Genomic DNA, 12,216 nt, shown 5'->3' on the forward strand with positions numbered 1-12,216 from the left:
TAGGAGTCTTTTATGTACGTACTGGTAACAGGTGGTAGCGGTTACATTGGTAGCCATACCTGTGTGCAATTGATTGAAGCTGGCTATCAGCCAGTTATCCTCGACAATCTTTGTAATAGTAAATCCAGCGTATTAGCCCGGATACATCAATTGACTGGCTACACTCCTGAACTTTATCAGGGGGACATTCGTGACCGCGCCCTGCTCGATAAGATATTCGCCGCTCATCCTATTCACGCGGTCATTCATTTTGCTGGCTTGAAAGCTGTTGGCGAATCCGTCAGTAAACCATTGGAATATTACAATAATAACGTTTTCGGCACCTTAGTCTTGCTGGAGGCGATGCGCGCGGCTCAGGTCAAAAACTTTATCTTCAGCTCATCCGCCACTGTGTATGGTGATCAGCCGCAAATTCCTTATGTTGAAAGCTTCCCGACTGGCTCACCTTCCAGTCCGTATGGCCACAGCAAATTGATGGTTGAGCAAATCCTGCAAGATGTGCAACTGGCCGACCCACAATGGAACATGACTATCCTGCGTTATTTCAATCCGGTTGGGGCCCATTCATCTGGGCTGATGGGAGAAGACCCACAAGGTATCCCTAACAACTTGATGCCGTTTATTGCCCAGGTTGCAGTAGGCCGCCGTGAATCATTGGCGATATTCGGCAATGACTATCCAACCCCTGATGGCACTGGGGTTCGTGACTATATTCATGTGGTCGATTTAGCTGACGGCCATGTTGCCGCAATGAAAAAGTTACACAATCAACCGGGTGTACATATTTTTAATTTGGGTGCCGGTGTTGGCCACAGTGTTTTACAGGTGGTCGAAGCATTCAGCAAAGCTTGCGGCAAACCGCTGGCCTACCATTTTGCGCCACGTCGTGAAGGTGATCTTCCGGCTTATTGGGCTGACCCCACCAAAGCCGCGGAACAACTGGGCTGGCGAGTCAGCCGCTCGCTGGACGAAATGGCGGCTGATACCTGGCGCTGGCAATCACAGAATCCTCAGGGCTATCCCGATTAAGGTGTTGTTATGACTGATTTTAACCCTGTGGATCATCCACACCGCAGATATAACCCATTAAGTGATCAGTGGGTATTGGTATCGCCTCATCGGGCCAAGCGCCCCTGGCAAGGTCAGCAGGAGTTGCCTTCGACCGAGAGTTTACCGGCGCACGATCCGGATTGCTTCTTATGCCCAGGCAATACCCGGGTAACGGGTGACGTCAACCCTGACTACCGGTCAACCTATGTATTTACCAATGACTTTGCCGCGCTGATGCCGGATACCCCCGATGCGCCGCAAAGTGATGATCCCTTGATGCGCAGCCAGAGCGCACGCGGCACCAGCAGGGTTATTTGCTTCTCACCGGATCACAGTAAGACATTGCCGCAGCTAACACTGGCAGCGCTGGAAGATGTCATCCAGACCTGGCAACAGCAAAGTGCCGAGTTGGGTAAAACATACCCTTGGGTACAAGTGTTTGAAAATAAAGGCGCGGCTATGGGCTGCTCGAACCCCCATCCGCATGGGCAAATTTGGGCTAATAGCTTCCTGCCTAATGAAGCCGCACGGGAAGACCGCCTGCAGCAGCAATATTTTCAACAGCATCAATCGCCGATGCTGCTCGATTATGCCGAACGTGAGCAGCGTGATGGCAGCAGAACAGTAGTTGAAACTGAGCACTGGCTAGCCGTGGTGCCCTACTGGGCGGCGTGGCCGTTTGAAACCTTACTGCTGCCCAAAGCCCATGTTCTGCGCTTAGAAGACTTATCGGATGAACAACGCCACGACCTGGCTATTGCACTGAAAAAACTGACCAGCCGCTACGACAATTTGTTCTCATGTTCTTTCCCTTATTCAATGGGATGGCACGGCGCGCCTTATAACATTTATGGCACTGATAAAACAGCTGACAATACACACTGGCAGTTACATGCACATTTTTATCCGCCATTACTGCGCTCTGCATCGGTACGTAAATTTATGGTGGGTTATGAAATGCTGGCCGAAACCCAGCGAGACCTTACAGCGGAACAGGCGGCTGAACACCTGCGGGCAGTAAGTGATGTCCATTATCGAGAAGCCGGAGTCAAATAATGAGTTTAAAACAGCATACCCAGGCCATTTTCCGCCAACAATTTAGCCATGAACCTGACATCACTATCAAAGCTCCGGGCCGCGTCAATCTTATCGGTGAGCATACCGATTATAACGATGGCTTTGTGCTGCCTTGCGCCATTGATTATGAAACCGTCATTAGTTGCAGTAAACGCGATGATCGCCAGATACATGTTATTGCGGCTGATTATGATAATCAGCAAGATATATTCTCTCTGGATGAACCAATTGTCCCGCATGCGCAATACCGTTGGGCTGACTATGTGCGCGGTGTGGTAAAACACTTGCAACTGCGTCATGCCGATTTTGGCGGTGCCTCGCTGGTTATCAGCGGCAATGTCCCGCAAGGTGCGGGCCTGAGCTCTTCGGCTTCTTTAGAAGTCGCCGTCGGCCAGGCGCTACAATCACTCTATCAGTTACCTCTGAGTGGTGTGGAACTGGCACTCAATGGCCAGGAAGCTGAAAACCAGTTTGTTGGTTGCAACTGCGGCATCATGGATCAACTGATTTCAGCACTCGGCCAGCAAGACCACGCGCTACTGATCGACTGCCGCACGCTTGAAACTCGCGCCGTCCCCATGCCAGAAAATGTGGCGGTGGTGATAATCAATTCCAATGTGAAACGGGGCCTGGTTGATAGCGAATACAACACCCGTCGCCAACAATGTGAAACTGCTGCGCGTTTCTTTGGGGTTAAAGCCCTGCGCGATGTTGACCCTAACCTGTTTTTCTCTATTCAGGATGAGTTAGATCCTGTGGTGGCTAAACGTGCTCGCCATGTGATTACTGAAAATGAGCGTACTTTGGCAGCGGCTGATGCATTGGCGTCTGGCGATTTAAAATTGATGGGACAATTGATGCACGAGTCTCATATTTCAATGCGCGATGATTTCGAGATCACAGTTCCACCGATCGACAGCCTGGTTGATATTGTGAAATCCGTTATTGGGGAGCAAGGTGGTGTTCGTATGACTGGCGGTGGTTTTGGCGGCTGTATCGTCGCGCTAATGCCAAACTCGCTCGTCGAGCAAGTTCGTGCGGCTGTAGCGCAGCAATATCCGGCATACAGTGGCGGTAGAACTGAAACCTTTTACGTTTGTCAGGCTTCACAAGGAGCGGGTTTATGCTGAAAAACGACGCTGCATCATCAAGCAGTGTTGACCAGTTAGCACCGGATGGTCACCCCTTTGAATTGACCGAGTTACATAATAAAACCGGCATGAGCGTGACGCTGATGGATTGGGGCGCTACCTGGTTATCAGCAATATTGCCACTAAAAGGGGGTGAAAAACGCGAGTTGCTGCTGGGCTGCCAAACCCCAGCCGATTATCTGCATCAAGCGGCTTATCTCGGTGCGACAGTTGGCCGCTACGCCAACCGCATTGCGAAAGCACAAATCACAGTAGAGGGTGAAATCCTCCATCTGATACCCAATCAAGGCGAAAACCAACTACATGGTGGCCCGGAAGGGTTCCATAACCGGCGCTGGAAAAAGGTTACGCAAGATGAGAAGCAAGTCACTTATCAGTTGCACTCTCCTGATGGTGATCAGGGTTTCCCCGGTAATTTAACCGCCGAAGTGCAGTATCTGCTGACCGAGGATAATCGGCTGGAGATTCACTATCAGGCTCAGGTTGATAAAACCTGCCCGGTAAACCTGACCAATCATGCGTACTTTAATCTCGATGGCGAAGGACGAGACGTGCGGGCGCATCGATTACAGCTGTTTGCTGACCGCTATTTGCCGGTCGGCAGTGATGGGATCCCCACCGGTGGACTCGAAAGTGTTGAAAAAACTGGCATGGATTTCCGTCAAGCGAAAACACTGGCGCGCGACTTCCTGCAAGACCGTGGTCAACAGCGGGTGAAAGGCTATGACCATGCCTATCTGCTGCATCGCACTTGTGGTGCTACCGAAAGCCCGGCGGCGCACCTGTGGTCCTCTGATAATCAAGTTCAAATGAGCGTTTACACCACAGCACCCGCCTTGCAGCTCTATAGCGGTAATTTCCTCGGCGGAACACCTGCGCGTAATGGCGGAACCTATGCCAGCTACACTGGCGTCGCTCTGGAAAGTGAATTCTTACCTGATAGCCCTAACCACCCGGAATGGCCACAACCTGATTGCTGGCTAAAACCGGGGAAAACCTACCGTGCCACCACCGTTTATCACTTTATCGCGTTATAGTGGATTGCCGCTGCGGCGGCAGTCTCTATTCATCTAAGATATAACCGAAACTACCCATATTCAGCACTACCATCTACGCTTAACTGCATCTGTCAGGGGTTAGTGTTACCTGTTGCCCGCCCTTTCAGACCCTCAAACATTATCTAAGGAATTCCTATGCGTCTAACTACCCTATGGTTACTCTCAGCCGGATTGCTGCTCAGTGTGAATGTGATGGCGGCGGATACAGCAAAAACTCCCTCTCCGGCTCAGGCCGCGCAACAGAAAAAAATGACCGATTGTAACCAGCAGGCGACCACTCAGTCCCTGAAAGGTGATGATCGGAAGAAATTTATGAGTCAGTGCCTAAAAGCACAAGTTCATCCTGATGAGAAAGCCCTAACCCCGCAACAGCAGAAAATGAAAAGCTGTAATGCCGAGGCGGCAACCAAAGAGTTAAAAGGTGACGCGCGTAAAACCTTTATGAGTACCTGCCTGAAGAAAGCCGCTTAATCTTCTCTTGTAATAATCACACATTTATCAATATGGAGCCTTTAGTGCTCCATATATCACTTTACTGTCCCCGTTTTCGTCGCTTGTTTTTTAGTAACGACAAGCTGCAACCTCGATACCCCCTTATCAATCTATGAAAAATAAACAATGCTAATATATAAAACTCAGCCATAAACTATAAAATCATTAAATATCAACAAATTAAATATTATTAAAATGATATAACATAAATTAAATATTAAGTTAGGATTATTATCAACGCAGAGAAAAACATTCGAGTATTTAAATGATGGGGGTAAATAATTGCCAACAAGCTGGAATACTCATTATTGTAGAAATAGGAAAGTTTGCAGTGAACTCCACGCATCATTAATTAAGCCGAATAGCGATGAAAGCGTAAATAAAGTTTCCTCCGGAATAACGTAAAAATAATGCACGTAAGTTTTTATAATAAATAAATCACAGCGTTCTTTAAGTAAGTGCTGAGTATTGAGGTTTAAATGTCGCCACTACTGGTCTTTATATAATTTAAAAATAGTTATAATTTTCGTAATTGTTTTTATAACTATTTTCATATTTTAACTATATGATTCATTTAATGTTATTTCTGAAATCAAATTAGCAAGAGGAATAAATAATGAAATTTAATCTGATTAAACTTTTGCCTGTTCTTTTATTGGCCGCATGTACCACCACAGATCACTCCACCGCGCCCAAAACCACACTCTCGGCACCTGCCGTTACCGAACAAAATTTACCTGCTGCAGCTATTGATAACTGCCTTGTCGGCTGCCCGACCGGTGGTAGTGATCAAACAGTTATCCGCGATGTGTATACGCTGAACAATAACAGTAATACCAAATTTGCAAATTGGGTGGCATATAAAGTCACGAAAAGCAGTCAGGCTAGCAATCACCCGCGTAAATGGGCACAAGATCCCGACTTGCCAGCCTCAGATACACTAGCACCGGCAGATTATACTGGCGCTAATCAAAAGCTGGCCGTTGATCGTGGGCATCAGGCTCCGCTAAGCTTACTCGCGGGTAACGAGGATTCGCAGGCGCTTAATTATTTGTCCAATATCACGCCACAAAAAGCAGCTTTAAACCAAGGTGCATGGGTGAGGCTCGAAGACAAGGAGCGCACATTGGCTAACCGTCAGGATGTTACTGCTGTTTACTCCGTTACCGGGCCGCTATTTGAACGCAATATCGGAACACTGCCAGCGAAGCCGTCTGTTGCACTCCCGAGTGGCTATTGGAAGATCATTTTTATTGGCACATCACCGGATAAAGGCCAGTATGCTGCATTCCTGATAGATCAAAATACGGCCAAATCTGCTAATTTCTGCGATTATCAAGTCACCGTTGATACCATCGAAGCAAAAACAAATCCCCCATTGACTATCTGGTCAAACTTGCCCACTGATGTTGCTCAAATAATTAAATCACAGAAAGGGACACTGGCTCAGACGATTGGATGCGATTAAATCGATTCGACCTCTGGCCTTACCTTATGATAAAAAATTGGCTATGGTTAAACACTATCGATTGCTGTCTGCGGTCATCACGCAATATAATGATAATAGTTATCATTGAATATACCCTGAATAATTCAAGTTGCAGCAAGACAGTCAACACGTATGCAGCTTGAAGTTGTAATCGGTATAAATTAGTCATCTGAGGAGTTCGAACTATGGCAGTAACAAAGCTGGTTCTGGTACGTCACGGCGAAAGTCAATGGAACAACGAAAACCGCTTTACGGGTTGGTATGACGTTGATTTGTCTGAGAAAGGCCGTACCGAAGCAAAAGCAGCTGGCAAGCTGTTGAAAGATGAAGGTTTTACTTTTGATTTCGCCTACACCTCAGTATTAAAACGCGCTATCCACACCTTGTGGAGTATCCTGGACGAACTGGATCAGGCTTGGCTTCCAACGGAAAAAACCTGGAAACTGAATGAGCGTCATTACGGCGCATTGCAAGGTCTGGATAAATCTGAAACTGCGGCTAAATACGGTGATGATCAAGTTAAACTGTGGCGTCGCGGCTTTGCCATCACCCCTCCAGCACTGGATAAAAGTGATGAGCGCTTCCCTGGCCATGACCCACGTTATGCAAAATTAACTGATGCAGAGCTGCCAACCACTGAAAGCCTGGCTCTGACCATCGATCGCGTTATCCCTTACTGGGAAGAAGTGATCAAACCACGTATCGCCAGTGGCGAGCGCGTTATCATCGCTGCTCACGGTAACTCTCTGCGTGCACTGGTTAAATATCTGGATAATCTGAACGAAGAAGAAATTCTTGAGCTGAATATCCCAACAGGTGTGCCATTGGTGTATGAGTTTGACGAAAACTTCAAACCAATCAAACACTACTATCTGGGTAACGCTGATGAAATCGCGGCTAAAGCTGCTGCGGTTGCCAATCAGGGTAAAGCGAAGTAATCATTCCTGATTAGTCCCATTAAAAAACCCCCGTACATCTCAGATGGCGGGGGTTTTTATTGACCAGCTATTGGGAGGAACATCGCCCAAATTCAGAATGGCAAGTACGATAGTCTACTGGCGGCGAGCTTTGACTGCATTCGATAACTGGCGCAGCAACGCTTCTGTATCTTCCCAACCAATACAAGCATCGGTGACACTTTGGCCGTAAGTTAAGGGTTCGCCACTTTCCAGATTCTGACTACCTTCGACCAGATGACTTTCAATCATCACACCCATAATGGATTTTTCGCCCTGAGCAATCTGACGGCAAACATCCGTTCCTACTTCCATTTGCTTTTTGAATTGCTTACAGCTGTTAGCATGGCTGAAATCAATCATGATTTGTGGTTCCAGGCCAGCTTTGCTAAGCCCCTCTTTCACCGCAGCAACATGGGCGCTGCTGTAATTCGGCTCTTTGCCGCCACGCAGAATGATATGGCAATCATCATTTCCGGCGGTATTGACAATCGCTGAGTGCCCCCATTTAGTCACCGACAGGAAACAGTGTGGCGCACTGGCGGCATTGATAGCATCAATAGCTACTTTGATAGTGCCATCGGTACCATTTTTGAAACCAACCGGGCAAGACAAGCCAGAAGCCAGCTCGCGGTGAACCTGAGATTCCGTGGTACGAGCACCAATCGCCCCCCAGCTCATCAGGTCAGCCAAATATTGCGGGGTAATCATATCCAAAAACTCGCCGGCAGCCGGTAAGCCGCTCTCATTAATATCCAATAGCAACTTACGTGCGATACGCAGACCATCATTGATATTGTAGCTACCATCCATATGCGGATCGTTAATCAGACCTTTCCAACCTACCGTGGTACGCGGTTTTTCAAAATACACCCGCATCACCACTTCTAGCTCACCTTGCAGCTCTTCACGCAATGTCAGCAAGCGGGCCGCATATTCTTTGGCCGCCTGAGTATCGTGAATGGAGCATGGGCCAATCACCACCAACAAGCGATCGTCCTGAGCGCGCAAAATGTTGTGAATCGCAGCGCGGGTCTTGGCGACGATTTCTGCTGCTTTTTCACTAGCCGGAAACTTCTCTAGCAGGGCGACAGGGGGCAGGAGTTCCTTAATTTCTTTAATCCGTAGGTCATCAATCTGGTAATTCATAGCTCTTCCATTAAGTCTTGTGACGATCATCGCACAACGTCTGTCTGTATTAATCTAGTTGAACCAATCTAACTGGTGAATTGGATGCTGTAAATCTACTTTATCGCATTAGAAGAGCAGTACAGATAAACAACAACACCGCTGTTATCTATAATATGCATCAATCATTGAATGAAATCCTATCAGGGCTAACATAGATAGATAATTCTCGTTTTGCGTTCAGCTTTTACCATTGAAGGATAAATATGTCTGCATCATCGTTTTTCCCACAAGACGGCAACAGCAAGCGCCTGTTGATAGCGTTCGCTGTGACGACTCTGTTTATGGTGGCAGAGGCGATTGGCGGCTGGTTATCTGGCTCGCTGGCACTGCTGGCTGATGCCGGGCATATGCTGACCGATTCAGCCGCATTATTTATTGCACTAATGGCAGTACATTTCTCACGGAGGAAGCCGGATTCTCGCCATACCTTTGGTTATTTGCGTCTTACCACGCTGGCCGCTTTTGTTAACGCCGCAGCTTTATTATTGATTGTCGTGCTGATTTTTTGGGAGGCGGTTCGGCGTTTCTTTACCCCGCATGAGGTGATGGGTGTACCGATGTTAATCATCGCCATAGCGGGATTAGGTGCGAATATTTTCTGCTTCTGGATACTTCATCGTGGCGAGGAAGAAAAGAATATCAATGTGCGGGCCGCGGCCTTGCATGTTATGGGTGACTTATTAGGTTCCGTCGGGGCTATCGTGGCAGCCGTAGTGATCCTGACCACCGGCTGGACACCCATAGATCCAATTTTGTCAGTATTGGTCTCGCTATTGGTGTTACGCAGTGCCTGGCGTCTGCTGAAAGAAAGTTTTCACGAGCTATTGGAGGGCGCACCGCAGGAGATTGATATCAATAAGTTGCGCAAAGATCTCTGCACCAGCATCTATGAGGTGCGAGACGTCCATCACGTCCACTTATGGCAAGTCGGAGACCAACGGCTGATGACACTGCATGTGCAGGTGATCCCACCGCAAGACAATGATGAATTACTGCAACGAATTCAGTACCATCTGCTGCATCATTACCATATTGGTCATGCCACCATCCAGATGGAGTACCAGCACTGCAAAGCACCAGATTGCGGCATTAATCAAGCCGCTAGTGCCGGAGAGCACCATCATCACCATCATTGATGTTATCAGTCAGGCGAATGCTCTGGAGCACCTCGCCTGACTGACATTTACAGCAACAGCTATTGAACCGAAATATTAATCACTCAGGGTAGACAGTGGGCGTGAATGGTTTCGTGCCGCGCTCTTAATCCAAAGCCAAGAACCATTTAGTGCAATCAGCGTCAGTATCACGTACTCCAGCGCCATGGCGTAAACGCCCTGGTAGGCGAAAATTGCCACACTGATGACATCAATAACCACCCAAATCAGCCAGTTTTCAACATACTTTCGAGTCATCAAGATCATCGCCACGATGGATAAGACCATCATAGTGGAGTCCCAGAATGGGAAAGCGTCTGGCTGCAACTCCGGCATTTGGACATTCGCTCCCAAGCCTTGCATAACAGTAACTGCCGTACGGGTTAGCCAGGCAAATACCGTATCAATATGCAACGTCATCAATGCGATACCCGCGACACAAACCACGCCCCAAACCAATGCTTTCGGCAAAGATAGCCAACGAATTTTCAATTCCGCTTGGTTATCAGGCGTTTGTTTGCTCCAGGCATACCAACCATAAATATTAGCTACAAAGAAGAACAGCTGTAGCAACAAGCTGGCATAGAGTTGGATCTGGAAGAAAATCACCGCGAACAACGTTACGTTTATCAACCCAAACAAGTAGTTAATGATTTTCTCTTTGCTGGCAAACCAGATGCACAGCAACCCAAACAGCGTACCTATTGCTTCAATCCATGAAAAATCATACCCGCCTGTACCCAGCGGAATATGAACCAATATGTTACTGGTACTAAAGAAATCCATCTGGCTATCCTTTTGCTGTTAATACAGTAGTGAATATACTCTAAATAATTCGAGTTGCAGGAAGGCGGCAAGCGAATGAATCCCGACGAGCTTACTGTAGTAAGTGATTCGGGTGATTGAGCGCGGCCAACGCACATGCAGCTTGAAGTATGACGAGTATAAATGCTTACGCATTGCCTTTGATCTGTAGCTTCAACTGATTGGCAAATTCCAACATGCGATTTAGCGGTATCAGCGCCTGCTGACGCAATTGTTCATCAACATGTATCTCATGCATCACACCACCCTGCTCCAGCCCCTCAGCTATCGCTTTAAGACCATTCATCGCCATCCACGGACAATGCGCACAACTTCTACATGTTGCACCTTCGCCAGCAGTGGGCGCTTCGAATAACTCTTTGTCCGGACAAGCCTGCTGCATTTTATAGAAAATGCCCCGATCCGTTGCGACGATCAGTTTTTTCTGGGGCAGTGTTTTGGCCGCCATGATCAACTGACTGGTTGAACCTACCGCATCCGCCATATCGACAACAGCTTGTGGCGACTCCGGGTGAACCAACACCGCGGCATCGAGATGTAATGCTTTCATTTGGGCCAGTGCCTGGGTTTTAAACTCGTCATGAACGATACAAGCCCCCTGCCAGCACAGCACATCTGCACCACTCCTTTTTTGTACATAGTTTCCAAGGTGCCTATCCGGTGCCCAGATTATTTTCTCGCCCAGGCTATCGAGATGTTCGATTAACTCAACCGCTATACTGGAAGTGACCACCCAATCAGCCCGGGCTTTGACCGCCGCTGAGGTATTGGCATACACCACGACAGTGCGGTCAGGATGGCTGTCGCAGAATGCGGCAAATTCATCAGCCGGACAGCCTAAATCTAGCGAACATTCAGCATTGAGAGTTGGCATCAATACTTGCTTTTCGGGATTGAGTATTTTAGCCGTTTCACCCATAAAACGAACGCCAGCGACCAACAGAGTTGACGCAGGGTGGTTGTTACCGAATCTCGCCATTTCCAGTGAGTCAGCAACACAACCGCCGGTCTCTTCGGCCAAGGCCTGAATTTCGGGGTCAGTATAATAGTGAGCGACTAACACGGCATCGCGTTGCTTCAGCAGTGTTTTAATTTTCTCACGATAAAAAGCTTTTTGGTCCACATCCAGCGGGACAGGCCGCGCAGGGAAAGGATAAATCGCTGCATTTACATCAAAAGTTTCACTCATCGCTCACATCTCTATTGCCAGTGATTCCGGAGCCACAGTATCTCTCAGGCTGCCAGTCAGATTGGTTTGTTTTTTATCCTAAACAAAATACTCAATATTTTGCGAAAAGTCGCCAGATATTGTCTCAAAATGGCAAAAATGTTTAATAGAGTTAAATCTGGGAGGGAGTTGAGTGGTAGAAAGGATAGTAGAGGATTATAGAGATCTGTTTGAGGTTCTGGAATGAGAAGTATAAATGATATTGCTTGGAAGGTATAACAGGGAGAGAGAGAAGGATAAGAAAATAGTGGGTTGTGCGGGATGACTCGTCCTGTGGACTCGCCCTTCGGGTCAACGCTACCGCGTTGCTGTCTCGCTTCGCTCGGCTCGAACCTGAACGCAGGTCTCACCCACACGATTATTGTGTAGTATGCGGCTTCTGAGTCTGGGGGATATTTCGATACCTGAGAGAATGGTGGGTCGTGCGGGATGACTCGTCCTCCGGACTCGCCCTTCGGGTCAACGCTGCGCGTTGCTGTCTCGCTTCGCTCGGCTCGAACCTGAACGCAGGTCTCACCCACACGATTATTGTGTAGTATGCGGCT

The 12,216-nt window shown here is 48.0% G+C and carries 11 protein-coding genes and 2 other RNA genes; 8 read left to right on the forward strand and 5 right to left on the reverse strand.

Features of this window, described 5'->3' with window-relative positions:
• The first annotated feature begins 12 nt into the window (after window positions 1-12).
• From galE to gpmA, 7 genes are all read left to right on the forward strand, one after another.
• Window positions 13-1,029: a UDP-glucose 4-epimerase GalE gene (gene galE / locus QSV56_RS09740; protein ID WP_019081124.1), complete on the forward strand. Its 1,017-nt coding sequence runs from the start codon at window positions 13-15 to the stop codon at window positions 1,027-1,029.
• A 9-nt stretch (window positions 1,030-1,038) separates the two neighbouring features.
• Window positions 1,039-2,106 (forward strand): galactose-1-phosphate uridylyltransferase, encoded by a 1,068-nt coding sequence (gene galT / locus QSV56_RS09745; RefSeq protein WP_046051324.1) that lies wholly within the window; start codon window positions 1,039-1,041, stop codon window positions 2,104-2,106.
• Window positions 2,106-3,257, forward strand: a complete 1,152-nt coding sequence (gene galK, locus QSV56_RS09750; protein ID WP_019081126.1) for a galactokinase — start codon at window positions 2,106-2,108, stop codon at window positions 3,255-3,257. The genes galT and galK overlap by 1 nt, the downstream gene beginning before the upstream one ends.
• Entirely contained in the window at window positions 3,251-4,315 is a 1,065-nt protein-coding gene (galM, locus tag QSV56_RS09755) for a galactose-1-epimerase (protein ID WP_046695300.1), read from the forward strand. The genes galK and galM overlap by 7 nt, the downstream gene beginning before the upstream one ends.
• 156 nt (window positions 4,316-4,471) lie before the next feature.
• Window positions 4,472-4,807: a PsiF family protein gene (locus QSV56_RS09760; protein WP_005168046.1), complete on the forward strand. Its 336-nt coding sequence runs from the start codon at window positions 4,472-4,474 to the stop codon at window positions 4,805-4,807.
• Window positions 4,808-5,444: 637 nt separating this feature from the next.
• Window positions 5,445-6,296 (forward strand): DNA/RNA non-specific endonuclease, encoded by an 852-nt coding sequence (locus tag QSV56_RS09765; protein WP_046051325.1) that lies wholly within the window; start codon window positions 5,445-5,447, stop codon window positions 6,294-6,296.
• Window positions 6,297-6,502: 206 nt separating this feature from the next.
• On the forward strand, window positions 6,503-7,255 hold the full coding sequence (gpmA, locus tag QSV56_RS09770; protein ID WP_019081130.1) for a 2,3-diphosphoglycerate-dependent phosphoglycerate mutase: 753 nt from the start codon (window positions 6,503-6,505) through the stop codon (window positions 7,253-7,255).
• Window positions 7,256-7,369: 114 nt separating this feature from the next.
• Here gpmA and aroG read toward each other — a convergent pair whose 3' ends face one another.
• A complete protein-coding gene (gene aroG / locus QSV56_RS09775; protein WP_019081131.1) occupies window positions 7,370-8,422 on the reverse strand; it encodes a 3-deoxy-7-phosphoheptulonate synthase AroG in 1,053 nt (350 codons plus the stop codon).
• A 245-nt stretch (window positions 8,423-8,667) separates the two neighbouring features.
• Between aroG and zitB the strand changes: the two genes are divergently transcribed.
• Window positions 8,668-9,600: a CDF family zinc transporter ZitB gene (gene zitB / locus QSV56_RS09780; protein ID WP_301212161.1), complete on the forward strand. Its 933-nt coding sequence runs from the start codon at window positions 8,668-8,670 to the stop codon at window positions 9,598-9,600.
• Between the two features lie 75 nt (window positions 9,601-9,675).
• Here zitB and pnuC read toward each other — a convergent pair whose 3' ends face one another.
• The 4 genes from pnuC to QSV56_RS09800 all read right to left on the reverse strand — a co-directional run bounded on the left by pnuC (window position 9,676) and on the right by QSV56_RS09800 (window position 12,208).
• Window positions 9,676-10,404, reverse strand: a complete 729-nt coding sequence (pnuC, locus tag QSV56_RS09785; protein ID WP_301212163.1) for a nicotinamide riboside transporter PnuC — start codon at window positions 10,402-10,404, stop codon at window positions 9,676-9,678.
• A gap of 166 nt (window positions 10,405-10,570) precedes the next feature.
• Window positions 10,571-11,632 (reverse strand): quinolinate synthase NadA, encoded by a 1,062-nt coding sequence (nadA, locus tag QSV56_RS09790; protein ID WP_301212165.1) that lies wholly within the window; start codon window positions 11,630-11,632, stop codon window positions 10,571-10,573.
• 284 nt (window positions 11,633-11,916) lie between these two features.
• A non-coding RNA gene (locus QSV56_RS09795) (RtT sRNA) lies at window positions 11,917-12,041 on the reverse strand.
• A 43-nt stretch (window positions 12,042-12,084) separates the two neighbouring features.
• A non-coding RNA gene (locus tag QSV56_RS09800) (RtT sRNA) lies at window positions 12,085-12,208 on the reverse strand.
• Window positions 12,209-12,216 lie beyond the last annotated feature (8 nt).

It is taken from the genome of Yersinia sp. 22-579, from assembly GCF_030433455.1.
GTDB classification, from domain to species: domain Bacteria; phylum Pseudomonadota; class Gammaproteobacteria; order Enterobacterales; family Enterobacteriaceae; genus Yersinia; species Yersinia enterocolitica.